23 protein-coding genes and 1 pseudogene are annotated in these 24,719 nt (G+C 41.5%); 10 read left to right on the top strand and 14 right to left on the bottom strand.

Annotated features, from left to right (window positions below; translation table 11 throughout):
* Positions 1 to 114: 114 nt before the first annotated feature.
* The 7 genes and pseudogenes from RBH76_13875 (at position 115) to RBH76_13845 (ending at position 6,708) form a co-directional block, all read left to right on the top strand.
* A complete protein-coding gene (locus RBH76_13875) occupies positions 115 to 927 on the top strand; it encodes a carbon-nitrogen hydrolase family protein (GenBank protein WMJ83801.1) in 813 nt (270 codons plus the stop codon).
* Positions 928 to 1,353: 426 nt separating this feature from the next.
* Positions 1,354 to 1,476: pseudogene (locus RBH76_13870) on the top strand (IS110 family transposase).
* 214 nt (positions 1,477 to 1,690) lie between these two features.
* A complete protein-coding gene (locus tag RBH76_13865; GenBank protein ID WMJ83800.1) occupies positions 1,691 to 2,107 on the top strand; it encodes a GNAT family N-acetyltransferase in 417 nt (138 codons plus the stop codon).
* A 426-nt stretch (positions 2,108 to 2,533) separates the two neighbouring features.
* Entirely contained in the window at positions 2,534 to 4,270 is a 1,737-nt protein-coding gene (locus RBH76_13860; protein ID WMJ83799.1) for a hypothetical protein, read from the top strand.
* Positions 4,258 to 4,668, top strand: a complete 411-nt coding sequence (locus RBH76_13855) for a hypothetical protein (protein WMJ83798.1) — start codon at positions 4,258 to 4,260, stop codon at positions 4,666 to 4,668. The genes RBH76_13860 and RBH76_13855 overlap by 13 nt, the downstream gene beginning before the upstream one ends.
* A gap of 272 nt (positions 4,669 to 4,940) precedes the next feature.
* The gene (locus tag RBH76_13850; GenBank protein WMJ83797.1) at positions 4,941 to 6,290 is read left to right on the top strand and encodes a polymorphic toxin type 44 domain-containing protein; all 1,350 of its coding nucleotides are present in this window, start codon (positions 4,941 to 4,943) and stop codon (positions 6,288 to 6,290) included.
* A gap of 16 nt (positions 6,291 to 6,306) precedes the next feature.
* Positions 6,307 to 6,708, top strand: a complete 402-nt coding sequence (locus tag RBH76_13845) for a DUF5412 family protein (GenBank protein WMJ83796.1) — start codon at positions 6,307 to 6,309, stop codon at positions 6,706 to 6,708.
* Positions 6,709 to 6,980: 272 nt separating this feature from the next.
* Here RBH76_13845 and RBH76_13840 read toward each other — a convergent pair whose 3' ends face one another.
* Together RBH76_13840 and RBH76_13835 are read right to left on the bottom strand one after the other, a co-directional pair.
* Positions 6,981 to 8,402 carry a TIGR00366 family protein gene (locus RBH76_13840; GenBank protein WMJ83795.1) on the bottom strand — a complete coding sequence of 474 codons (1,422 nt, stop codon included), beginning with the start codon at positions 8,400 to 8,402 and terminating at the stop codon, positions 6,981 to 6,983.
* A gap of 37 nt (positions 8,403 to 8,439) precedes the next feature.
* Positions 8,440 to 9,444 carry an aminopeptidase gene (locus RBH76_13835; GenBank protein WMJ83794.1) on the bottom strand — a complete coding sequence of 335 codons (1,005 nt, stop codon included), beginning with the start codon at positions 9,442 to 9,444 and terminating at the stop codon, positions 8,440 to 8,442.
* A gap of 234 nt (positions 9,445 to 9,678) precedes the next feature.
* Between RBH76_13835 and RBH76_13830 the strand changes: the two genes are divergently transcribed.
* Positions 9,679 to 10,527, top strand: coding sequence for a MurR/RpiR family transcriptional regulator (locus tag RBH76_13830; GenBank protein WMJ83793.1), 849 nt, complete (start codon positions 9,679 to 9,681; stop codon positions 10,525 to 10,527).
* A gap of 190 nt (positions 10,528 to 10,717) precedes the next feature.
* On the opposite strand, the gene RBH76_13825 is transcribed toward RBH76_13830, so the two are convergent.
* On the bottom strand, positions 10,718 to 11,131 hold the full coding sequence (locus RBH76_13825; GenBank protein ID WMJ83792.1) for a hypothetical protein: 414 nt from the start codon (positions 11,129 to 11,131) through the stop codon (positions 10,718 to 10,720).
* A 276-nt stretch (positions 11,132 to 11,407) separates the two neighbouring features.
* Here RBH76_13825 and RBH76_13820 point away from each other — a divergent pair, with 276 nt between their 5' ends.
* Together RBH76_13820 and RBH76_13815 are read left to right on the top strand one after the other, a co-directional pair.
* Positions 11,408 to 12,526: a PrpF domain-containing protein gene (locus tag RBH76_13820; GenBank protein ID WMJ83791.1), complete on the top strand. Its 1,119-nt coding sequence runs from the start codon at positions 11,408 to 11,410 to the stop codon at positions 12,524 to 12,526.
* 338 nt (positions 12,527 to 12,864) lie between these two features.
* Complete coding sequence (locus RBH76_13815) at positions 12,865 to 13,806, top strand: hypothetical protein (GenBank protein WMJ83790.1); 942 nt, start codon at positions 12,865 to 12,867, stop codon at positions 13,804 to 13,806.
* A gap of 351 nt (positions 13,807 to 14,157) precedes the next feature.
* Here the strand turns inward: RBH76_13815 and arsA are convergent, their stop codons facing one another.
* The 11 genes from arsA to RBH76_13760 all read right to left on the bottom strand — a co-directional run bounded on the left by arsA (position 14,158) and on the right by RBH76_13760 (position 24,692).
* A complete protein-coding gene (gene arsA / locus RBH76_13810; GenBank protein ID WMJ83789.1) occupies positions 14,158 to 15,894 on the bottom strand; it encodes an arsenical pump-driving ATPase in 1,737 nt (578 codons plus the stop codon).
* 78 nt (positions 15,895 to 15,972) lie between these two features.
* A complete protein-coding gene (arsD, locus tag RBH76_13805; protein WMJ83788.1) occupies positions 15,973 to 16,365 on the bottom strand; it encodes an arsenite efflux transporter metallochaperone ArsD in 393 nt (130 codons plus the stop codon).
* A gap of 165 nt (positions 16,366 to 16,530) precedes the next feature.
* The gene (locus tag RBH76_13800; GenBank protein ID WMJ85239.1) at positions 16,531 to 16,863 is read right to left on the bottom strand and encodes a metalloregulator ArsR/SmtB family transcription factor; all 333 of its coding nucleotides are present in this window, start codon (positions 16,861 to 16,863) and stop codon (positions 16,531 to 16,533) included.
* Between the two features lie 161 nt (positions 16,864 to 17,024).
* Positions 17,025 to 18,032 (bottom strand): cobalt transporter CbiM, encoded by a 1,008-nt coding sequence (gene cbiM, locus RBH76_13795; GenBank protein ID WMJ83787.1) that lies wholly within the window; start codon positions 18,030 to 18,032, stop codon positions 17,025 to 17,027.
* 31 nt (positions 18,033 to 18,063) lie between these two features.
* Positions 18,064 to 19,062 carry a hydrogenase expression/formation protein HypE gene (gene hypE, locus RBH76_13790; GenBank protein WMJ83786.1) on the bottom strand — a complete coding sequence of 333 codons (999 nt, stop codon included), beginning with the start codon at positions 19,060 to 19,062 and terminating at the stop codon, positions 18,064 to 18,066.
* Positions 19,031 to 20,146, bottom strand: coding sequence for a hydrogenase formation protein HypD (gene hypD / locus RBH76_13785; GenBank protein WMJ83785.1), 1,116 nt, complete (start codon positions 20,144 to 20,146; stop codon positions 19,031 to 19,033). The genes hypE and hypD overlap by 32 nt, the downstream gene beginning before the upstream one ends.
* A complete protein-coding gene (locus RBH76_13780) occupies positions 20,143 to 20,364 on the bottom strand; it encodes a HypC/HybG/HupF family hydrogenase formation chaperone (GenBank protein ID WMJ83784.1) in 222 nt (73 codons plus the stop codon). Before RBH76_13780 ends, hypD begins: the two co-directional genes overlap by 4 nt.
* The gene (hypF, locus tag RBH76_13775; protein WMJ83783.1) at positions 20,324 to 22,636 is read right to left on the bottom strand and encodes a carbamoyltransferase HypF; all 2,313 of its coding nucleotides are present in this window, start codon (positions 22,634 to 22,636) and stop codon (positions 20,324 to 20,326) included. Before hypF ends, RBH76_13780 begins: the two co-directional genes overlap by 41 nt.
* A complete protein-coding gene (locus RBH76_13770) occupies positions 22,617 to 22,874 on the bottom strand; it encodes a hypothetical protein (GenBank protein WMJ83782.1) in 258 nt (85 codons plus the stop codon). Before RBH76_13770 ends, hypF begins: the two co-directional genes overlap by 20 nt.
* Positions 22,867 to 23,292, bottom strand: coding sequence for a hydrogenase maturation protease (locus RBH76_13765; protein WMJ83781.1), 426 nt, complete (start codon positions 23,290 to 23,292; stop codon positions 22,867 to 22,869). Before RBH76_13765 ends, RBH76_13770 begins: the two co-directional genes overlap by 8 nt.
* Positions 23,293 to 23,327: 35 nt before the next feature.
* Positions 23,328 to 24,692 carry a nickel-dependent hydrogenase large subunit gene (locus RBH76_13760; protein WMJ83780.1) on the bottom strand — a complete coding sequence of 455 codons (1,365 nt, stop codon included), beginning with the start codon at positions 24,690 to 24,692 and terminating at the stop codon, positions 23,328 to 23,330.
* Positions 24,693 to 24,719 lie beyond the last annotated feature (27 nt).

The raw sequence follows: 24,719 nt of genomic DNA, 5'->3' as shown, positions 1-24,719 counted from the left end.
TCTTTCAAAATATCTGTCAGTCCATCAAAGGATGCGGAGCTCATGCTCTGTTTATAACCTTTTTCCACCGAAACTTCTCGACGACTAAAAAATTATAAGAAAAGGGGAAAATATATGCCAACAACTTTTGTTCTTGCACAGATGAGTTCTCACGGCGAGCCTGCTGTGAACCTTAAGAACGCTGAAGAAGCGGTAGAAAAGGCCCTCGCAGCCTATAAGCCGGATCTGATGGTGTTCCCTGAGGTTTTCATGAGTCATTTCCCAATTGACACCGACCGTCAGACCCGCCTTTCCACCGCACAAAAACTTGAAGGTCCTTTTGTCGCCGGCATGCAGACGCTGGCAAAAAAGCACGGAATCTGGATGGTGTTTGGTATGAACGAAAAGACTGATGACCCTAACGATGACCGTAACTATAATACTACTGTCATGCTTAACGCAAAAGGCGAAATTGTTAGTTCCTACCATAAGACACATCTTTATGATGCGTTCGGTTACAAGGAGTCGAACGATATTAAACCCGGTGATGACTTTTTTGAACCTGTGGATACACCATTCGGTAGAATCGGCCTATTTGTCTGCTATGAGGTTCGCTTTCCTGAGGTGGCGCGCTATCAAGCTTCAAAAGGCGCGGATATCATTATTATGCCGACGGCTTGGGTACGCGGCGACCTTAAGAGCCATCACTTCAGAACGCTTGTTACGGCGCGTGCGATTGAGAATACTGTTTATATGGTTGCCTGCGACCAGATAGGCCCCAACCACATTGGAGAGAGCGTTGTCGTGGACCCGATGGGCGTGCCGGTGGCTTGCGCTGGGGAGTGTGTTGAACTACTACCTTGCTACATAGATCTTGATCGCGTAAAAGCTATACGCAAAAAGCTTCCCGCATTTAAAGACAGGAGACCGGAACTCTATACCATCTGAAGCTGCGTCGATTTGAAATAATGTGTATCTGGACGTATTTGAGCAGCCGTGTACTTTTTGTATAGTTTTCCTTTTTCAAATAAATAGCTCTGATGCTTTTTTAGTATACTGTGTTTTCTGACAATTTTTATTTATAATTATTGTTCTCTCAATTTCTCATTATTGATAAGATGTGCTGTTGTTAGCTAAATTGAGCTTCGCATTATGTTTATGATCTACCAGTACGGGCACAATTTAAGCTGCTCATTGGTACTATAAAAGCACAAGAATCCAACCCATGTACAGGGTTCGAAACTTGTGCTTATTTTTATTATAATAAGAGATTAAATGGCCTGACGTACTTCTCATTGGATTTCGCATCCGGAACATAATCAGTCAGCCATCCTCTTATTGGGTGTTGGAGATATACTAGGGCCACGTATTATTGTATATTTATATATGCTCAAAAAAGAGTCTGAAGGAAAGCCATTAAGAGTCGCTAAGATAGCTGTATTAAACAAGTTCCTTAGGATTTATTACGCAAGGGTTAAGGAGGTTTACGCGCAATAAATTAAGTAGTATAATATTACCAACAGGCCAGATGCTGTTAATTGTCTGGCCAATTTACTTATACTCATTTTAAGTAAATTCTTATTAAAATAGCACTTGACTTTTATTAGCAGGATTATGTTTATGATATACCTGAAACAGACAAAGCGAGTGCAGTATGTAAAGTTGCGTTGGCAGAAAAGTAGGAGCACTATGCTATAGGAAGGTGCTTATTATGAGATTATATGATGATATATTAACAAAGGGAAATGATGTTGCAATATGCCTTACATCACAGAACTATAAAGAAGAAATTACAGATATAGAACATAAATATGGATTACCCTTTGGACGGTTATATATTGTGTTTGTGGATGGAAAAGCAGCTGGTTGCGGTGCTTTACGTATGATTGATGAAGTCGTCTGTGAAATCAACCGACTATATGTTCGTCCTCAATATAGAGGCTTACAGATTGGGAAGATGCTAACTGAGCGCATTATTGCAGATGGAAGAGCTATAGGATATAAACAAATGCGGCTTGATACATTTCCTTTTATGGTAGATGCAATTCAGATCTATGCAAATATGGATTTTATGAAATCGATAAATATAACGACAACCCAGCAGAATCAGCAGTTTTTATGCAACTAGATATTGAATAAATAATAAAAAACTTCTAGTAGAGCATAAAACTTAGTTCTGCCTACTTCATCTAACATAGATAACGTGAAACTGATGCGAACTGTTTATCATAATACAAAGTATAAAGCCGTAGGCGATTTATATGTCGAAACATAAAGATCGCAAACAAGTCTGGAAAGGAGACGTATGAATGCACGCAAATACCTTATTAGAACGCCAGACCGAAAAGCGGCTGCAATAACACCACATGGAATCAAGTGCACTTTATTAAGGTTATTTAATCCCCTAAAAAGTTTTTGTGTAATCATTCTCATAATAATATTGACCGGTTGTATGCAGCCGCAGTCCGATATTTCGACTGAATTGCCGATTAACGCGTCATCGTCAATAGATACGCGGCCTGCTTTAAGAGCAGAACTGGTAGATTGGGTTACTATGAACCAATTTGTTCCCAAAGGTGACCAGCTGGAGCCTGTTCTGTCAACCGAACAAAGTTGCCATGCGCTTAAAGAATTCTTAAGCACATTTGAAACGAATAAAATTAATACAATGCTGATAAATGAGGCGCATCGACCCGAGGGGTTTTTGATGGTACTGACGCAAGACGATATTTCGGCGGTGCTTAAAATTATACAGAACCTGACGCTGATACCCGCCACACAGGAGGACCGGAATCGTATGCTGACGGGCGCTGGCAGTATGGTATATTTAAAACAGGGCGAGCAGTCTTGTCTTGTTACCCAGGGCGGCTATTTTACAATATGGGATTCTGCCACCAACACAAATCAAATGTTTTATTATACGGACGAACATGCGCTGACCGACTATGTCCTGTCGCTGCTTTCTTTAAATCACAATAAGGAAGCGGAAATTGCAATTGTACCAGAAAATTCTTTATCGCTTACTATGATGTCGGAAGATTTTGCTGATGACGAGGATTTGGCACGCTACCGTAACAAGATAAGCACACTGCGCGCCTCAGATATTAACGCGCTGTACTACACCGCCCTTGGCCTCACACAGGAGAAGCGCATAGTTGACCGTTATATTGCCGATGAAATTTTAAAATGCCTGAGGAACACTGGTGGGCTTGCCGCCTTCGAAATTTTGGATGCCTCGAATGGAACGCGAAATCCTCATACCAGTGGCTACGAGTTTATTTATTTGGAATGGAATGGGGAGCCAGTGCATCTGGCATGGAATGGCCAATGGCTGACCGTTAAACTGCCCGATTGGGATAGTCCACTGATTTTTGATGCCAGCAAGATGACGGAGGAATGGCAGCAGGCATTTTTAAAATTCAGTGAACAAATACCCGTCTCAGAGGTGGTGTCCGACACGCAACCGGAGAATCTCGCCGCTGCGGCACAGCCGTGGTGGGTCACCGTGTTTTCAAGCGAGGGTCCGCCCATCTATATGCAAAATTTGTATCTGCATGACAACACCCAAAAGATTAGCTATGAGATGCAGGCGGACTATGATGTTATTTCGGCAGCATTGGCTAACGCTGCCGTGTGTGATGAGCTTGGAAAGCCGTGGCGCGAAGAGCTCTCGTTAGATCTGTATCTCGAGAGCGACGATAGATGTACTATTAAATTTTTCGAAAGTGGCATAGAACTGACGCACTCTCACTGGAAATATAAAGCAAAAACCACCGTTAGGTTATTGATTCCTGAAGACGAATACAGCGCATTGAGAAAACGCTGCGAAACCGTACAGACACAGGGCGAGGATCCCAGACCAATGTGGCTGTCCATCATGAACCGAGGCAGAATTCGTTCGATCTCTGTCAGTGATACTACCGGCAAAGAAATTGCCTACACTTATGATACCAGAATGGATATGATGTATCTTGTGGAGCCCTATATCCGAAATATTAAGGTAAATGGCGCCGCTAGATTTGTTGATAAATACGCTACGCTCAAAAATGCCTATACGCTGTTAGTCAATTTTGAAAACGGTGTCAGCTACACCATAACCATAGGCGAAGAACGATTGCATATTGAAAGCAATGATGTAGATGTTGCTGTCGAGTATGTACTTGCAACACCTGACGAGAATAGACGTGATTTTCAGCTTGTGGTTGATCAGCTTATTAACCCTACTGTTCCTTATTATAATTACAGCTTTTCGCCTACGGACATGCACCGACGCGAGCAGTGCCTGATGTAATCATTGAACCGGGTCCGGAGAGCGTCGTCCTGCATATTGATAAGCAACAAATTAACCTGTCAGATATTCTGAAAAATTCAAATGTTTTTTGTGTAAGCGGGTATATTTTAAACAACAACACCATGGCAGTTGGGCGTTCAACCGACTATAACGTTGAACGCTTTGACGGCGAGCAAAGGCGAAGCCTCTCTTTTTCCGAAGACGCCATGCCTAATTGGGAAACTGGCAGCGGCGATATTGCACCGGGCGATAGATACTTGACGTCTTTTGGGCATTGGCGTTTTGAAGAAAAACTCATACCGGGGCGATATAGGTCTGTCATGTCTTCTGGCCCTGGTTTTTTCACTGACCGAACGCTTCCTTGGTTTGACATCTATGCGGAATTTGAGTTGCTTTAAAATAGGCAAAAGAAAATTTCTATTGGACAAGACCAGGGCACTCTTCCAGGCGAATTGCATAGATGATCCTGCTCAACTGACGTGGTAGGTTAGTACCATAATGTGAAGTTCGTCAAACAGCAGGCTCATACTATAATCAGAAGCTCCAGTTTATGTGGAGCAGATTGCGCCCGTTGTAATTTGACCATTGAAAGCCACGTTCGATCTGATATATGCTGAAATTACAATCAGGAGATTCATATTACCTGTTTGAATTTTGAAGGTGAAATATCTTGGGAGACGATATAACAATCGCATTAAAAGGACAGAACGGAAGGATTCTTGGGAGTGTTTCCTATTTTGCTGCGTTAAACACGGGCATTTTAGCGGCACTTATGCAGGATTATACAAATTATAATTACTATAAGGAGTTGCAAAAGTCAGCTGATAGAATACATGGCGTGTTAGAAGAAATTCATCAGGATTTGAAAACGAATATTGGCGTACTGCGGTATATACCTTTAAATGACCGAAAAAAGCTTATAAGCGTTATTGAGGGTTATGAAGGCCTCTGCAAATTAGTTTTAAAGAGCACGGGTAAAAGTGCAGAGTGCATTGGAATGCTGAATCTTTCGAGCGCTAAAACACGGCCCGCGTCTAAGGCCAGTGAAAGCGCGATTGACACCGCAGTCAAAACAATGCGAGGCTATTCGGGGTTGTCCGCCAGTGAACGCTTGGACGTTGCTAAAAAAGTAATTTCGCGGGGAAAAACTGCTGCCATTGGCAATAATGTCAAAAGGGCGTTGTTTTTAAAACAGGCGGAGCAGGGCAAGGGCACTGACTTTTTAGAAGACGCATGCTTGAAATTTTTATATACGAATAGCTCAAAACAATTTACAGGACGAAGCGCAAAAGCCATGTGCTCAGATGGTTATATTTCATATGTCCAAAAACGTGTATTTCTTCGCAATGTTTCTAAAAACATCTTAAATAATAGTAAAACCTATGATAAAATGGTATTGGAAGAATTTAAGCGTATTTCTCGGCAGCTTGAGTACGATTTGGCGGATGGGCAGAAGCAGGCAAACATCCTATCACCAAATTATCGTAAGAATATCTTGGAGGCGGCAAAAGAATTAGACCGTTTTTTACATACAAATTTGCACGGAAGAATCCCACAGTATTTTAACTTAATTCCGATTGAGAATGTTACTGATCGGCTCCATAGGTTGATGGCATCTACTGATGCGACTTATGCCTCCTATTCCCAAGCACCCGTTTATCAAAATGCTCTCGGCACAACTGTGACTATCGCAAATAGCCCAGTGACCAAATTAAAGGAATTTGTTCTTAGCGTCAAGGATGATAGTCCTATTGATATAAAAAGTTCGCCTGAATGGACCGGCGAGTGGTATATTTACGAAGGAGATATTATTAGATTTGACGCACCCGGGAACATCCTTTTTGGTTATGTAGGAAAGGTTTTCGGTTATGACGATGAGTTTCTTTGCCTAGGAGCGGGCCTCTATCAGCTGCATACGAAAGGCCTGAAGCAATTAGACCAATTAACAAGTTACGGCGACGACCCCTATGATACCAAGATGATTAGAAAAGGCATTGCCTATTATAATAAAACACATTAGAAAAGGGGTTGCATGTGTGAAAAAGCTTATATCTGATAAAGCTAAAATAAAAAAGCTTCGTATTGCTACGCTGATTCTGATTCCTATCGTGGTTTGCTTTTATCTTTGGAACCCGCAGCGCATCAGAGGGGAAGAAGTCATCGGAGTATACCCTTCTCCAAATGGTACTTACGTTCTAACAACTTACCTTAACAGCGGTAATATAACCACTGATTTTTCGGTGCTTGGCCGGGTTATGAATACCAAGACGAATCGGTCAAAAAACGTCTATGATAAATATCACTGTAATGTATCCAAAGTCCAATGGCTGGACGACACCACGGTGGTCATTAACGATGTGATTATCAACGTCAAAAAAGATGTCTATAGCAATAGCGATTATGATCCCCGCTATCTGGAGTTTTCTCGTAATAAATAGATAGGTATCTCTGCTAGGCCGATATTGGGCGGCCCGAGAGTGTTTCAGGCTGCGTGTGAATGGCATAGTATTGTTTTACCAATCTAAAACTAAGGCGTTTTAATTGCCCTTTATGTTTATAACAAATACAATTGCCACCAGCTGTGAGCTGGTGGCAATTTCTTAGATCATCATAACCTGGGCACAATACATTATGCTCATTACCCAAATGCCTATGAGCAGGTAATTAAAATACGAGTGCTCCTGGACTAAAGAAAGGGTTAGCTGTGCAACTACAACATCAAACCAATCATCTGTGCCCCCGCTACGAAAACAGCACATAGGATGACCATTAATAGGATAATTTTCCACGCAAATTTCGCCCAGTGTGCATAGGAAAGCCCAGCTACCGCCAGCGTAGCTAACAGACCGCCGTTAGTAGGATAGATATAGTTGGTTATGCCGTCGCCAAGCTGAGAAGCAAGACATGCAACTTGTCGAGTAATCCCCCCCATATCGGCCAGAGGCGTAATAATGGGCATTGTAATAACAGCCTGACCGCTGCCCGATGGGATAAAAAAGTTAATTAGACACTGTAAAATAAAGACAATTACCGCAGAGAGAACGCTGCTGCTTCCTATGACAAACTGAGATAAAAAGTGAATAACCGTATCAATTATCAATGCGTCTTCCATAAGCACCAAGATGGCGCGCGCAAAGAAAATAATATAAATTGCGACTAATATATCTGCAATTCCCTGAGTAAATAGGTAGCAAATTTCATTAAGATTTTTTCCCGCAATAAAACCAGTCAAAAGAGACATTGCAAAGAAACAAGCTGCAACTTCGGCAAATCCAAATCCCAGCTTAATGCACCCAAAAACCATATAAGCAAAAACAATTAAAAATGAACATCCCGCCACTTTTTCACGGGTAGTCAATTGATCTGCCCCCGCTTCATCACTGTTTGTTCCTCTAATAAATCTTGCGCGGGATTCAGCTTCCAGTGCAAAAGTTATACTTTTTGTCGGATCTGCTTTTACTTTCTTGGCATATGAGTTGATATATAACAAACCGATCAAAAGGAATGTTAACATAACCATTCCCCGGAACCACATGGCGGAATACATGGGAAGTTCTGCAATCTCATGGGCAATACCTGTGAAAAAGGGGTTTGCAAGGGCACAGGTAAAGCCTACTGTGGAACCTAACAACACAACTCCCGCTCCCGTCATGGTATCATAACCCATTTCAAGGCAAATAGGTATCATTAATGCCACAAAAACAACATCCAGCTCGCGGAAACCTGTAAAGGAATGATGAAGCGCAATAGCAAGCATGACCGTTCCGGCCAGAAGGTAAAAGGGCTTATTACGCATCTTATGTGTCAAGCCGACTACAGCGGCATTGAGGATGCCAATACCCTTTAATACGCCAAATGCGCCACCTACAAAGGAAACTGCACCCATAACGCCAGCAGCCTTGGTAAATCCATAATAAAATGAGCGGAACATATCTGCGATACCGGCGGGATTGTTCTCCACATAATGGAAACTTGAAGGGTCTACTACAGTTAAGCCTGCTTCATTTACATATCGGTCATATTGACCGGCTGGAATCAGCCACGTTAAAATAACGGTCAGGATGACCATCAAGATAAGTCCCCAAAAAGGATGCTTTGCGAGCTTTTTAGAGATTTTTTTATCATCTTGCATGCTATAACTCCTTCCAAACTTCGGCTTTGTCTTCTATCTATCGTTCTATTTTATCTAAAATTATCACATTACCATCTTTAACAAAGATTTCGCCATCAAAATCAACGGTAGTGTTATACAACACCATATCAATATGTACTTGGGAATCAACGCTTTGGTCATAATACAAACCGTTTCCAAGTGCGAAATGAATGGTTCCGCGTGCCTTTTTTTCCTCCTCAAAGTCACCGTTAAACAATGATGCCGGGTTCAGTCCAATGCCGATTTCCGCAATATTGTCACTGTTTTTTACCTCGGCGAATAGCTTTTCCAACTCCTTGCAAATCTTTGGATCCCCGCCGAGAATCTCGGCCACCCTTCCATTCTCAATACGCAAACGAACCGGAGTGCTAGGAAGCCCATAGTAGCACATGGGGCCATCAATTACCATAGTTCCATTCATAGTGCCCTCAACAGGACCTAATGAAACCTCTCCGTCCGAGAAAGCCATACTGAGCCCCGGTTCACGAGCAATACCACACTCAATGATCGGCATCATATCAATCATTTCAAAAGTCAGGTCGGTACCCGCGGGCGAGGTAACATGTGCGTTCTTTTTATGCCACCACAGCTTTTGAAGATTTTGGCCGTCAACATATACTTGCTCATAATCTGCAAGCGCTCCCCCGTGAATGTAATTGTCAATGTCACGCAGGACCATGCAGCATTCTCGAATCTTTTTTTCACGCAACAACGCTTTCATTTTTAAGTTGTATGCGGGTGCACCAGATGCTTTTGTCATAGGAATAAAAACATCACAGCCAGACATGGCCTCCTCCAGGGATTTCGGAATGGTAGTAGCCTGGCTCTTATCGCGCGCTGCCATCATTGCGATCATAAAGTCCGCACCGCACTTTTGACTGGCTGCGGCGAAAGCCTGCGCCATACGCATATCGCTCTCGGTATCAATCGCAATAAGCACCTCCTCACCTGCTTTTACCGCTAATAAATCCCCTATAATTTTGTCCGCGATGTTCATGGCCTGAATAATTTTGTTATCCACTGTTGGTCTCTCCTTCTGCTCTTTACAATTGAAATATGAGCTGTTTTGTATCATAATAGTATCAAAATATTAGAATGTCAATAATAAAGTCAAAGTTTCGACATGTTATACGGACTATTAGTATCTTTTTTGTTTCAAATGCTCACGAAAAATGACGCATACTTGATTTTTCCAATTCTGTTGTATATAATTCAATAAGTATATGTGTGATAGATGTAAAGGGGGGTGCAGGCGATGTCTACAAATAAAATTGAAAGATTATTTGAAAATTGGACCTCCCTGAGTAAGAAGCAACGTCAACTATGTGATTATATGATCAAAAATGTAGACACGCTGGCGGATGCGACGGCAGAAGAAGTAGCAAAAAGCGCGGGAGTGGGTAAAGCTACGTTATTTCGTATGCTGCATGACTTGGGCTATACTAGTTTCATGTCGTTTAAAGTGGATTTGAGTAGCCACCTTTCACACAGCTCCTACCCTAATTATTGGCAGATGCAGCGCATGCTGACAAATAGCGAGAAGGTCGATAGTCTTTATTCTTCTATTGAAAACGCTGTTGCCATTTTGGGTACAATGATTGCGCCCACCTTTGAAAGATCCTTCCGCCGCGCCGTTGAACTGTTGGAGCGCGCCCCGGAAATAGGGGTCATCGGGTGCCGTTCATCCAATCTGTTGGCGCAATATTTTGAGGCGCTCATGCTAACTACCCCAAAAAGAGTGTCGGTACTTTCCATGGGTGAGCATTTTTCGTTAGATCGCGTCGGCAAGCTGCCCACAGCGAGTAGTATTTTGGTGATTGCACGATGGCCTTATACCAAGCTTACAATGGACACTGCGCAGTACGCGCAAAAACTTGGACACTCGGTTATTCTAATGACCAATAATGAAAACTGCCGCTTGAACGATATTGCTACGGAGATTCTGCTCACGCCTAAAGTTGAGGATAAATATTCGATTATCCCCTTTGCAGCGATAATCGAAGCTTTGGTCGATGAGCTTTGTGTCCGATTTTCTCCTCAAACACTAAGGAGTATTGAGCAAGCAAACTCTGCTTTGCAAAAATATGATCTAATGGAGTGGTGAATTTTGTCCTTGACCATTTTGATAGTTTAGGTGTACATTAATCCTTCTCAATTGCATGCAACTAATTTCGACATTGTTGCGGCATTTTTGAAGCTCTAGAAATTACCGGATGCTTTGCATCCGGTTTTTCTTTTGTAGCCTCACAGTGAAAGTCATAAAAATGATTATAGGTATTCATGATGATGTACCTTTAATGCCGCGGGGTCATTCGACCATCTTTGTCGCCGTTGAGTTTATCAACGGCTCTGGCAAGCTGCTGGTTCATCTTAAACTGAGCGATTTGCGGCGCTAGCGCCATGGCGTGTTCTGGCACAGTGCTGGCATAACGATGAATTCCGTTCGCTGAACCTTCAAACAGGAGGGCGCTGTCTTCCTTGATGGTAAAGGACTTAAGCTGTTTTCCTTTAAAAACTGTTTTATCAGGGTTTTTATTCATGCAAAAAAGTCGGTTATCATAATCAAATATAATTTTTGTATCCCAAAGGTCAAAGTCTATTCTTTCTGAAACCATAAATTTATCTTTTAACACCTGATTCTGGTCGTAAAACGCCAAATATTTTTTCAATTCCTGAAGTGTTAAATGGATTTCCCTGTCTATATCCATATCAAATAATCTTGCGAAGTTCTAGCTTATAAATAATCCGGATAAAGCAATATGATCAAAAGTTTTTTGACCATTGAAAGCCACAATCCCCCTAGTATATGTTAAACTTACAATCAGGGGGATTTATACTTAGAGAGACACAATGAACGTAGAATTAAAAGGAAGAAATGTTTATGTGGTAGGAAAGAAAACCAACCACAACATCCTAAACACTGTAGCATACAGCTCTTAAAGAGGGGCTCTAAAAACTACTACTATAATACGAGAGGAAACATAATGAGAAAATTTAAAGCGGTTTTGATGCGCGGCGGCGTATGCCGAGGACTGATTTTTAAACAGGAAGATCTCCCGGCTGACCATGCAGAGTGGGATAGTATTTTTTTGCAGGCACTCGGCGGACCCGATGCTAAGCAAATAGACGGTGTTGGTGGGGGCGTTTCATCTAACAGCAAGGCGGTTGTGGTTTCAAAATCAAATCGCGCCGATGTTGATATCGAATATATTTCGGTACAGATCGTTGTTGGTAGTACAACGGTGGACTATTCTGCAAATTGTGGTAATATGTCCGCAGCGGTCGGACCGTTTGCAGTTGAGGAAGGCCTTGTTACCGCAACACACCCCATAACTGAGATTCGTATGTTAAATCTCAATACAAATAAGATTGTCGTCAACTGTGTGCCTACGGAAAATGGTATTCTTTCTCAGGATGGCGATTTCTGTCTAGACGGTATTGATGGAACTGCCCCACGAATAGAACTTAGATTCCTTAATCCGGCAGGTGCAAAAACAGGCAGCTTGTTGCCGACCGGTCATTCGGTTGACAGGTTGCACGTTGAGGGCTTTGCTGATATTGATGCAACGATACTTGATGTTTCAAATCCTATGGTTCTTGTGCGAGCTGAAGATGTCGGCCTTATAGGAACGGAGTTGCCCACTGAATTTGAGTCGAACGAAGCAGTAATGACTTATCTGGAAGCGATCCGCTGTACTGCAGCTATGAAAATTGGGTTTGGCAAAACAATGAAGGATGCACGGGACAACTTTTCAGGCGTGCCGAAAATCGCCATATTTACCGCACCCCAGCCTTATATTGACTTGACAGGTCGCCAACTTAATGCAAGTGATATGGACATCTGTGTGCGGGTACTGTCGGTACGGCAACCACACAAAGCGAGTCCTTTTACCTCGGCAAACGCCATCGCAGTAGCTACAGTTTTGTCGGACACATTACCTAGTGCCACCCTAAACCTCGTGGGCAGGACATTGGTTCGTATAGGGCATCCAAGTGGCGTAATGCATATACCACTGAGCATTACAAATGGCAACATCGACTATGTTTCAATTGAAAGCACTGCTCGACGTATTATGGATGGTTTCATAAGAATTCGCGTGTAAATACTAAACATCAAAAAAAGAAAGGCCCATGGTATCAATGAGCCATTTGTTAAATAGCCAGAATAAAAGGAGATAACATTATGGACAACGCCTATGGATATTGTGGGATGTCATATGCGTTGTGTGCTCGATACAGGACAGCCGGTAAAAGTAGATGACCTGAATGTTCCCATAATGGATATGATCTTCCAGTATAAGCTCAATTTGAACTGCATTTAATGTTTAGATGGTGGATGTGCAAGCGTGCTCATGGTTAAACGTTCTTATTAATGAAAAGTTTTACATAGTACAGCTATTCAAGCGAAAATTTAGTTGTACAGAATCGAAAGGAGTTCCCAGTGGCGTATTATGATGAAAAAATGCAGCTTCTTAGACGGCAAATTGAACAAAAAAAGCACAAAGAGTCTAAGCTAAAAGAACTATACACTCAACGCGTGACTTTGAGCGCCAAAGTCGATGCGCTCAGAAAAGACAAGTTGGACGAGCAAGCCGACGTTGACCGTCTGGAAGGCCATAGTTTAGCCGCCTTCTTCTATGGAGTCATTGGCAAGATGGATGAAAAGCTGGACAAAGAGCGCGAAGAGGCCTATGTTGCTAGCGTTAAGTATGACGTTGCCGCACGTGAACTTTCTGCAGTAGAGGCAGATATCAAACGTTACGAGGCAGAGTTGGGTCAACTAGGCGAATGCGAACAGCAATATGATCAGACGCTAAAGGATAAGCTGAAGGCTATTAAATCCCTCGCTACTCAAGATGCTGAGGGAGTTTTTCGAGCCGAGGAACGTATCTCCTATTTGGAAGGACAGGTAAAAGAAATCCAGGAGGCACTTGTGGCCGGTCAGGCAGCGCTTGAGACCACCGATAGTATTCTGTCCAGTCTCGACAGTGCAGAAGGCTGGGGCACTTGGGACTTGCTGGGTGGCGGTTTGCTATCGGATATGGCAAAGCATAGCCATCTGGACGAAGCACAGCAACGGGTCGAATATTTGCAGGTACAGTTGCGTCGTTTTAAAACAGAGCTGACCGATGTGACGATTCACGCAGATATGCAGGTTAGCATTGATGGCTTTTTATGCTTTGCAGACTATTTTTTTGATGGGTTGTTTGCAGATTGGGCAGTATTGGATAAAATTAATCAATCCCAAAATCAGGTACAGAATACCAAAAGCCAGATTGAGCATGTCATAAGCCGTTTGACCGATATGCTCAGTGCCACTGGTAAAAGCCTACAAAATGAAAAAGAAGTACTGAATGATTTAATTGCTAAGGCAACAATATAACAAAAAATAGAAAGAGGAAAAATAGTTTATATAAAACTTTGATCAATATTTGTTCTGAACCTAGAAAAACTGGGGAAAGGGTTTGCAAAGAGCCCTAACTTCTTTGCGAAGATGGAGCAAGGAAGAAGAGCGACAATAATTTAGATTACATAAATATAACTATTCTACTTTGAAACTTTCGGAAAAGTCTCTAATAAAGATGTAACGATTCATAGTTCGATATAGCCCTAAAATCGTCCAATGCGCACAACTTCTAGCAGATTGCTGTTTATAGATTTGATAATATAAGTGCTTTCCCCATTTGGGGTTTATGCATCTCATTTCTTTCATTCTTTTTTAATTATATGCTTTTTATAGTTTTAGAAGTTTGTCTCCCTTAATTTCTCCGTCACTCCAGCTAATAACAGCAAAGTTGCCGTTTGCATGTGCATCCACTTTATTAATCCACGCTATCTCATTACTTGCCTTTGCTGAGAGCATTTTATTAGTGGTACCTGTTTTATAAAGTGAGGAATTAATTACCCACCATTTGCTATTAATGCCCGCTCGTTTTAAATCTTCTTCTAATCTCATTGCTTCGTATACAGGAGTCGTTTCTGCCAAAGTGACTATAATCACTTCTGTTTCATCCTTGTTTCTAAGACGTGGCAAAAGTTTCTTCACTGATTCAGGAATGTCCCCCTGGGAGCGCTTTATTTCTCTGTGATAGCTTTGGGTGGAATCCAGAAGTAAAAGTGTGTGGCCAGTCGGAGCGGTATCTATTACTACGATCTCGTTCTCAGCCTTTTCTACTACTTGAGCAAATGCCCTGAAAACAGCAATTTCCTGCGTGCATGGGGATCGCAAGTCCTCCTCGACATAGGCTAAGTCATCCTCTGACATAGTTTCTCTCGCCTTGCTGAGGATTTCTTCTTGATATTTTCTCAGCTCCTCATGCTCATCAATATGGCTCATCGTAATGCCCCTATTTTCGTCTATAACGAACTTAAGATGTGCGGCCGGGTCGGTGGTAGTAAGATGTACCTTTTCGCCCTTTGAGGCCAATCCAAGAGCAATGGCTGCTGCTATAGTGGTCTTACCTACACCGCCCTTACCCATGGTAAAAATGACTTTCTTCTTTGTCTTATAAAGGTCTTGAATAACGTCCTTTAGGTTTGGTATCTTAGGACAACTTACTCTATCTTGAGATAATATATAATTATCTTTATTTAGTAGCGCTCTCACATTTTCTATACCAGTAATGTTGTACGCTCTAAGGGGTATATAATAAGTACTCACTTTTTGAAGGCTAAGAGGAACGTGCTTTAACGCTTTTTGTTGCTTCTTATACAGACTATGCGATATTTGGTCATCAAACGCGAGTAAAACTCCATTAACAACAAGCATCTGATTATTAACACCAAGCTCTGAAAGCTCCTTAGATGCTCTTTGGGCCTCTTTCAGCGGAGCATCTTCCGGACGTGAAATTAGAATTAGTGTTGTCATACTGCCGTCGGCTAATGTCTCAACGGCATTCCTATACATTTTCTTCTTATCCTCAAGCCCAGCTAATTGTCCCAAACAAGATGCTCCATGGGTGTTTTCGCTTATAAAATTACTCCATGCTGAAGGTAACTGCAGCATTCTTAGCGTATGGCCTGTGGGGGCTGTATCAAAAATAATGTGGTCATATTCCTTTTGAGATTGAATATCAGTAATAAAATGAGAAAACTCATTAAATGCTGCAATTTCCACAGTGCAAGAACCCGAAAGCTGTTCTTCCATATTGCTTATCACAACATCGGGCAACTTGCCTCTGTAGGGGGCAATTACGCTTTCCCTATACTCTGCGGCAGCCTGAATAGGGTCTAAGTTTGCAACATATAAGCGAGGAACTTCCTGTATTTGAATTCCCTTATTATTTAGTTCAGTGTTAAAAACATCTTGAAGGTTCGATGCCGGATCGGTGCTTATTAGAAGTACTTTTTTCCCATTGTCTGCAAGGGTCACCGCTGTTGCACAGGCTGCGGAGGTTTTGCCTACACCTCCCTTGCCAGTAAAGAATAGATATTTTGTAAGGGGTATCTTGTTAATATCAAACGGTTGCAACCTTATGTCCTCCTTAAAAATATGTTAACTAAGTGCGTCTGGCACTCTATGGTTTTATATCCGACAATGGCTATATTATCAACAGTTTCCACCTGAACAGCTGCCCCCACCTTGTCTTTTGGGGGTGACTTTGAACTTGCTTGTGTGCGACTGGCCAAGAAACCCTAAAGGGATGTTTAATATCTTTATCAACTCTTGGTTGGTTGGGTATCTACCAGATATAACAATTTTTCCATCGACTAGTGTTACTGGTAAGCCAGCTACACCTTTGGAGCTAATAAAATTGTTCACTGTTTTATTGTTGACGAATTCCATTGGTGCGCTATTAAGGTTAAACCTATCAATGATAACTCCTTGTTTTTTAAGGGAGTTTAAAACCGTTGACATTCTCAATAATTCTGGGTCAACGCCAACCCCACATAAACCAGTAGGACAGCACATAGCAGGCTCGAAGATTTGCACGCTTTTCATTAACAAAACCTACCTTTATCAAAATATTAGTTGTGATAATTTAAGTACTTAGCTTACAATTTTATAAACAAAAGTATAAGAAGGATTCTAATTAGCAGGTAAAATTAAAATGCACAATAATAAAGAGGGTTCTCATATTACTATGCATCATTTTGCTTTTCATTTTTATTTGCACATGCTTTCGCACTTGCAATTTTTCATCATATTTAAATCTTGTTGATACGTTGGCGTTTCTTTTACTTTTCTTTGCAGATAATGCATTAGTTCTAAATTGTTTTCTGAGAATTCTCCGTTGATTTTATAATAGGTCCATTGAGCCTTTTTATAACTCTTCAAAATGCCACTGTTCTTTAAACAGGATAGGTGCCTTGATGCGTTGGACTGAGAAAGATTTAGTACAGCTTCTATCTCGCACACACACGCTTCATCATTAAACAGTAATGCCAGTATTCTTAATCTAATTTCTTCTGACAATGCCTTAAATATTTTCGTCGTCATCATCTCACCTCTATATACGTGTATGCTCATGTATGCATATACTATGCAAAACAAAAGCCATTTGACACAATGGCCTTTGTTTTTATTCTATTACTTCTGTGCGTCATTACCTTGTAGCGCAACCTCGTTCTTTGTTTAGAATTTCGCAATTGTAAGATAGATTACCACTCCCCAACTTTGGTAGCATAGTAATTTTTTGCGATTGCCTCAATTATCTTAAAGAAAGCAATAGCTATTAAAGTTCCAATAGCAGCCGAGAAAATATATGCGGCAGCATCAGGAAATCCGTTAACTGAATAATCTGGAATCATTGTCTCAAAAATAAATCCTTGCTGCATACCTTCAGGTATATAGCCTAATATATGTCCGTTCGAGACAACATTCTTTATTTCATCTAAACCCCATTCACCCCAAGCAGTACCAGGTGCGAGAAGGCCAACAGGCGATAGACATATTAAACAAGCAATTAGTTTATATGCTGGGTTTAACTTGATTTTTCTACTGCTACAAAATAAATCTGGAGATACCTTTTTTGCAAATGAGATAGTAGCCATAGTAATAACAGCCTCTAGTAAGCCCGCAACAGCAAGATGAGGCATCATCATGGCAGGTATAGAAACACTCAGCGGATAAGGGCAATAAAGCGGTTGGTTTGCCATATTTGTGAAAAGCGAAGGCTGAATTCCAAACTGAACTGCTGCACAAAGCGCAGCCAAATTTAATCCTATGTAAGAGCCCAATGCAATTCCAGCATATTGGGCCTTTTTATTTTTCCATCTATTATTTATAAAATTATAGATATAGTATCCGCTAAAAGGCATTATAAAAGCCATGTTAAAGCAGTTTGCTCCAAACGCCAGTATACCCCCATCTCCAAATAGCAAAGCTTGGATTAGGAGCGCGGCGGATACACAAGCGCACGCAGAATAAGGTCCTAGAATAATTGCTAACAATACTGCACCAACCCCATGACCGGTGGTACCGCCCGGAAGAGGAACATTAAACATCATTATTAAAAACGAGAAGGCAGTTCCAACACCAAGCAGGGGCAGTTTTTCTTTGGGGATTTCTTGTTTTACTTTATTAACAGACTTAATCCATACAGGCATCATAGCTACCCCTAAAACCGCACAGGTTGAAGGACTTAAATAATGATCTGGAATATGCATAGTTTTTCCTCCTTAATAATCAATGCTATAATCAGCAGATTCTGGATATCATTTGGTTTTCTAGCATACTAACTATCCGTTCTCCACCGAGTGATGTACGAATACATATCTTGTTGTATGTATTGTTAAAAACACCTATAACATCGCAATTGCAGCAATTTTCAAGTCTTTTAAGAATATTCACTATTTCAATACCATAACCTTTTTTTGCAACAAGTATCATTCTTCCCTCGCTGGCAAAGTATAACGGATCGGTACCCAAAATCTCATGAACAGAATTTACAGCGGGCCTAATCTGCAATTTATCTTCTTCAATTATTGCGCCTATGTGATGGCTTTCTGAAATTTCGCAAAGAGCTGTTGCAACGCCGCCCCGCGTAGGGTCTCGCATCAACTTTATGTGCTTCATGCTGTCACCGAGAGCGGTGATTATTTGAGAGAGGGGATTGCAGTCGCTTATAAAATCTCCCTTCAGGCCAAGCGCATATCTTTTAAGTAAAATAGTTGTTCCGTGTTCTGCTAGGGAACCTGTCAGTATAATTTCATCGCCTGAGGATATTGGCCTCGGATGAAAGTGTTCATGTACTCTTCCAATGCCGGAGGTGTTGATATACACTCCGTCGACCAATCCTTTTTCTACGACTTTGGTATCTCCCGCAACAATTTTTGCTCCTACCAATTTACAAACTCTACTCATAGATGCAGCTATTGCATCCAGTTTTTCTATTTCAAACCCCTCCTCTATAACAAATCCAGTGCTGATATATAGGGGAAGTGCTCCCGCCGCTGCCAAATCATTGACCGTTCCACATACAGCAAGCTTTCCGATATCTCCTCCGGGAAAGAAAATTGGCTTTACCACAAAGCTGTCTGTCGTAAATGCAAGCCGCCCTTTTTCCATGGTGAAAATAGCAGAATCTTGATATCCAGAAAGAATTTCATTTTTAAAATGCTTATAGAAAATATCACGTATAAGCCTATTGGTATGCAGGCCTCCGTCACCGTGTCGAAGCGTAATTTTTTGATCCAAATTCACTACCTCCATATTTGTAATACGCCGAACACGCGCCTTCAGAGGAAGTCATGCACGGTCCGAGCGGGTGTTCCGGAGTACATTGACATCCGAAATTTTTACACATGTCAGGTGTTTTTTCTCCAATCATAACCTTCCCGCATTCACATTCATGAGGAAAGGGATGGGGGTTTGATTTAACTTCAATGCCGAACTTCTTGCAAGCATCAAACGCTTCATAGTTGCCGTTTAGAATCATTGCAGAATCTTTAATCTTACCAATACCTCTCCAACTCACTTCGGATATCTTAAATACTTCATTCATAAGACTAAGGGCAGCTTCATTCCCAGTGTCGCTCACACAACGTTTATATGTATTAATTAATTGAACGGGGGTTTCTCCTGCAATCTGCTTGCACAAAACGTTGATAGAAGTAACGAGATCCATCTCATCAAATCCGCATATTACGGCAGGGATGTGATATTCAGTGGTTATCGGCAAAAACGGTTTGATACCGGTTATCGCGGCAACATGACCTGGGCAGAGTATTCCGTCGATATTTGCTTTGGCATTTCCAAGAACAAACCTAATTGCTGGTTCCATTCGTTTTAGTGATGTAAGAAAGAAGAGGTTCTTGATTTTTAACATGCTTGCAGTCTTGATTAATGCTGCATAGAGAGGAGCTGTCGTTTCAAAACCGACCGCCGCAAATACGATGCTTTTGTCGTTGTAATCTTGCGCAAGAGAAAGAACATCCTCGGGAGAGTAAACCGTTAGCACCTTTTTTCCTAATGATTTTTGCTCTTCTAAACTTCCGCATGTCCCCTGCACTCTCAAAAGGTCTCCGAATGTAGCTACGGTAACATTGTTTTGCTCTAAAAGTGTTATCAATGCGTCAATGTACCCCCGCTCGGTAACGCAGACAGGGCAGCCAGGACCTGATACAAAGTGGATTTTTGAAGTTAAAAGCTTTCTGATTCCAAACCTGGCAATCTGATGAGTATGAGTACCGCATATTTCCATAATTCGAATATCACTCGTAACAGAGTCTTTTATCTGTAAAATTACTTTCTTAATAAGCTTCTTTTCTACTTCGGTCATATGGAATCACCCAACATTTCGTGTAAAGTGTCTTTTAGAAAGTTAAAATATGCATCATCGATTTTGTTTATTGCAAAGCCTGCATGCACCATTACTTTGTCGCCAATATGGGGGTTATCTATCAGCATAATATTGATTTTTTCCCTGACCCCCATAATATCGACCTCTGCATGAGCGTTATTGATTTTGATAACTTTTGCAGGAACAGCAAGACACATGATTATTCTCCTTTATAATTGCACTGGCAGCTACCGCCTGTCCGAAAGAAATGCCTCCGTCATTTGTTGGGAGAAGCCGATTGTAATAAACGTTAAAATTTAAATTACGTAGTTTTAAAATTAGCCGTTCAAGTAAATATGTGTTTTCAAAAACGCCTCCGCTCAATACAACGTCGTTAAGACCAGTTTTTTTACGTATTTTGCATATACATTCGGCCGTAGCTTCAACTACTGTGTTATGAAACTTTGCTGATATAAGTTGCTTTAAAGCCCCGTTTTGAATATCGGTGAGTATGTCTTTTAGAATATCGTCATATTCAAGAATCAAGCCATTTTCAGTTTCACTAATGCAGTAGGTATAAAAATTATCAACATCTGTATACGAAAGATTTTCTAATTCAATTGCCGCCTGTGCGTCATAGGTGATATTCGTAAAAAAGCCACAGAGCGCGGCAACGCAGTCAAAGAACCTCCCCATACTGGACGATTCAAAGCATTTAATGTTATTGCTAATTGCAGCCTTAACCGCATCAATTGCAATGGGGTCTATTTTCGGTAAAAATTCATGAGGTTCAATACCAAGTGCTAACAGGTATGATGCTGCACACCGCCAAGGTTCTTTTACGGCACTGTCGCCTCCCTGAAGCTTTACATATTGTAAATGCCCAGCTCTTGTAAATCTGGATAATGAACCTACAAAGAACTCTGCGCCCCATATTGCGCTGTCTGTGCCTAACCCCGTACCGTCATAGATGACGCCAATTACATCGTTAGTTAGTTTGTTTTCCGCCATGCAACCCACCATATGCGCGTGGTGATGCTGCACTGCAATTTTTTGTCCAATCTGGTTTTTTGCATAGCGTGAAGAAAGATAATCAAGATTTAGATCGTGAGCAAAAACCTCGGGGCAATAACCAAACAAGTCTTTAAAATGATTAATCTGCTGCTCGAAAACTCTAAATGTTTTATACTCATTTAGATCTCCTATGTATTGGCTTGCAGCGGCAAAACCTTCTCTGGTAATGCAAACAGAGCATTTCTGTTGCGCTCCGACTGCTAATATCTCATGATTTGTTTCTATAGGTAATGTTAAAGGCGCATAACCTCGTCCACACCGAACAAGCACCTCTTGCATATCTACCACTTTTACCACCGCATCATCCACCGGAACGGTAATCTCGCGGTTGTGCGTCAGAAAGTAGTCAGCAACGTTTTTAAGAGAACTTAGAGCATCGCATTCTTTATAACAAATTGGCGAGCCGCTGATATTCCCGCTGGTCATGATGAGATAATCAACATCAGCAGCAAAAATCAGAGAGTGAAGCGGCGCATAAGGGAGCATTACACCAAGCTTTTTCTGATTTGGCGCGATAACTTGAGGCAAGTACTCAGGTATACGCTTATAAAGAAGCAAAATTGGTTTTCGTATTCCTGTTAGGATTTCTTCTTCCTTTTCGGAAACCTTGCAGATTCTTTTAACCGCCTCGATGTTACGCGCCATGATTGCCAGCGGTTTGTGCGGCCTGTTTTTTAGTTTTCTTAGTCTTTGTATAGCAGACGATTCGGCGTTACAACAAAGGTGATATCCGCCTATTCCTTTCACCGCAAGAATTTTACCTTGGTAAATAAGCTGACTTGCCATTTTAGCAGGGTTAGTGGAATTCACCGTGTTTCCATTAGCGTCCAGAAGTTTTAGTTCCGGCCCACAATGGGGGCAGCAATTGGTTTGGGCATGATATCTTCTGTCGCTCGGGCTACTATATTCCGATGCACATTGTGGGCACATCTCAAATGCTGACATAGTTATGCTTTTTCGGTCATACGGTAAGCTGCTGATAATCGAGTATCTCGGCCCGCAATCGGTACAACTGATGAACGGGTATTGAAACCGCTTGTCTCCAGGCGTGTTAAATTCTTTCATGCAACTTTCGCAGACTGCAACATCTTGAGGTAGAAAATTTGCAGTATTCGCTTCCAGACAGCTTGTTTTGATTAAAAAATCTGAATAGCCCCAAAATGGTTGCTCGCAAATTTTAAACTCGGCAATTCTAGCGTTTTGGGGATAACCGTTTTGCAATTTGTGGGTGAATTCTCGAATGTCTTCGCCTTTACCCTCAATATCTATTAACACCCTTGAACCCTGGTTCTCCACCCATCCTTTAAGCCCATGCTGTTGTGCAATTCTAAAAACGAAGGGGCGGAACCCAACCCCCTGAACAATTCCTGTTAAATTGATTAAATATCGCCTTGCATCATTCACATCCATCGCCATCTATGCTTTTTATGACTGCTGTTAGCTTTTCATACGGCTTATGTTCGACATGTATGTTTGTCCAGTCACCGAACATAGCACTATCTCGATCTTTTAAATGAGATAGAAGATGCGGGCCTTCAATATGGCTACCCTCATCAACTTCAATATCAAGATTATTTACCTTCACTACTCCATTTTGCCTGCAAAGAGCAACTATGGATTGATATATTTTTTCAATTAAATGTGTATCATGCATATTGCGCTTTCTCCTTTATATTTAATATTGTTTTTGACACAGTGTTACAAATCTGATCAAAGTACTGTTGAAGTTGCAAGCTGAGATCAAAGCCAAAGTCGATCTCTGCTGCTTCAATTCCAATTAAATAACCTTGTATCTTCGGATAATGCAATTGGATTAAATCAAAGAGACTAAATTCATGCTGAGACCGAAGCTTATTGCGATCTTTTAGGGCATCGCTTAAAGGCATGATACCAATGCTTCCGGCTTCTTTACCCTGAGCCATTGCATCGATTATTATCAAAATGTCGTCCGGCTGAATTTCATCAAAACAACACTGGAAATCCGTTTCTCCAACTAAGCAAGAAATATTATGTTCCCGCAGGGTGTCTTCAATAGCTTGGGCAACCCTTGTACCGACTCCGTCATCCTTCATAATGACGCTTCCTATGCCTATTACGAGTAACCTTTTCATGGTACCACCTGCATCGTTTTAATCAGATTGCCTTTTTTGTATACGTGTGTAGCACAGGACACACATGGGTCAAACGAGCGAATAATTCTCCCGAGCTCTACCGGAAGATCAGTGTTGTTGATGGTTGTGCCAATCATTGCTTTCTCGCCCGGACCCGGTAGTTGATCCTGACTTCTGGTAGAAAGGTTCCACGCGGATGGCGTGATAATTTGGTAAAAGGAAATAACTTTGTTTTCAATTTTTATCCAATGACCTAAAGCTCCCCGCGTTGTATCAATCAAGCCTGACCCATTTGCACGCTGGGGTATTTCATACTTCTCTTGCAACGAGATATTAGGAATAAGGTTTTTAAGTAAAACAAGCATGATGTTCGCTATTTTCTTTGCTTCTAGCGCTCTGGCAATTGTTCTATCCATGGTCGAAATACCATTTCGGTATTCACCACATAGCCACATCCTAGCCAAAGGTCCAACCTCATACGGCAGACCTCTATACCTCGGTGCTTTTACCCAAGAATAAGCGTCGCTTTTTTTTACATCAGGGTCAGGGATTGTTTGAAAAGGCGTATAAGTATCTGTTTTTGATGTGTACCATGAAGAATGTACGTTTTCTGTAATTTCTGCGGGATTAAGCTTTGTCATCCTCCCATTGCTGTATTCTAGGGGGTTAACAAATAGGGTACCCAGCATTTTATATTGATTAAAGCAACCGAAGCTTAATAGATTACCGTACCCCCGTCCAATTTTAAAATACTCTTTATAGTACTGTGCAATGGTGTATGCGTCGGGTATCATTTTGGTGACAATAAACTGTTTGATGTTTTGAAGCATTGAGGTTAAACGCGCTATTTTTTCAGGGGTTGCTTGTGAGGTAATTCCCCCGATAAAGACGCCATGGTTATGTGGTGCTTTTCCGCCTAAAATCGCCAGCATTTCATGCGAACTGCGGCTTATTTCAAGAGAATCAAAGTAGTGCTGCACAATTAAATCGTTTTTGTGTTTAGGCAGTCTAAAATCATTATGTTCTGTTTCAAAAAGTGTATTGCCTTCGGGAAGCTTAATAAAGTCAGGTGCGGTGTACTGATAAAAGTGCCGGATATGATTTTGAAGAAACTCGCATCCGTGTATGATGTCTCTTAAATATCTGCCTTGCTGTGATATAACGATGCCCATAGCATTTTCTAAAGCCATCGTAGAGGCCATGGAGTGAGCTGTGGAACAAATTCCACAAATTCTCTGAGTGAAATACACGGCATCAAACGGGCTTCTTCCTTCCAGCATTTTTTCAAAGCCCCTGAAAAGAAGGCCCTCGGTCTTTGCATCTGCAACAATGTTACTATCAATGACAGCGTCTATTTCCATAAACCCACTTATGCGGGTTACAGGATT

This window comes from Oscillospiraceae bacterium MB24-C1, assembly GCA_030913685.1.
GTDB lineage: Bacteria > Bacillota > Clostridia > Oscillospirales > Ruminococcaceae > Yanshouia.
The sequence above is the reverse complement of the archived record's forward strand: the minus strand, read 5'-3'. Positions and strand labels throughout refer to the sequence as shown.

Bases quoted from the DNA above. Each gene is read 5' to 3' on its own strand.
- RBH76_13875 (WMJ83801.1), top strand. From the start codon at position 115: ATGCCAACAACTTTTGTTCTTGCACAGATGAGTTCTCACGGCGAGCCT.
- RBH76_13865 (WMJ83800.1), top strand. From the start codon at position 1,691: ATGAGATTATATGATGATATATTAACAAAGGGAAATGATGTTGCAATA.
- RBH76_13860 (WMJ83799.1), top strand. From the start codon at position 2,534: ATGAACCAATTTGTTCCCAAAGGTGACCAGCTGGAGCCTGTTCTGTCA.
- RBH76_13840 (WMJ83795.1), bottom strand. From the start codon at position 8,402: ATGCAAGATGATAAAAAAATCTCTAAAAAGCTCGCAAAGCATCCTTTT.
- RBH76_13830 (WMJ83793.1), top strand. From the start codon at position 9,679: ATGTCTACAAATAAAATTGAAAGATTATTTGAAAATTGGACCTCCCTG.
- RBH76_13825 (WMJ83792.1), bottom strand. From the start codon at position 11,131: ATGGATATAGACAGGGAAATCCATTTAACACTTCAGGAATTGAAAAAA.
- RBH76_13820 (WMJ83791.1), top strand. From the start codon at position 11,408: ATGAGAAAATTTAAAGCGGTTTTGATGCGCGGCGGCGTATGCCGAGGA.
- arsD (WMJ83788.1), bottom strand. From the start codon at position 16,365: ATGAAAAGCGTGCAAATCTTCGAGCCTGCTATGTGCTGTCCTACTGGT.
- RBH76_13800 (WMJ85239.1), bottom strand. From the start codon at position 16,863: ATGACGACGAAAATATTTAAGGCATTGTCAGAAGAAATTAGATTAAGA.
- cbiM (WMJ83787.1), bottom strand. From the start codon at position 18,032: ATGCATATTCCAGATCATTATTTAAGTCCTTCAACCTGTGCGGTTTTA.
- hypD (WMJ83785.1), bottom strand. From the start codon at position 20,146: ATGACCGAAGTAGAAAAGAAGCTTATTAAGAAAGTAATTTTACAGATA.
- RBH76_13780 (WMJ83784.1), bottom strand. From the start codon at position 20,364: ATGTGTCTTGCTGTTCCTGCAAAAGTTATCAAAATCAATAACGCTCAT.
- hypF (WMJ83783.1), bottom strand. From the start codon at position 22,636: ATGGCGATGGATGTGAATGATGCAAGGCGATATTTAATCAATTTAACA.
- RBH76_13770 (WMJ83782.1), bottom strand. From the start codon at position 22,874: ATGCATGATACACATTTAATTGAAAAAATATATCAATCCATAGTTGCT.
- RBH76_13765 (WMJ83781.1), bottom strand. From the start codon at position 23,292: ATGAAGGATGACGGAGTCGGTACAAGGGTTGCCCAAGCTATTGAAGAC.
- RBH76_13760 (WMJ83780.1), bottom strand. From the start codon at position 24,692: ATGGAAATAGACGCTGTCATTGATAGTAACATTGTTGCAGATGCAAAG.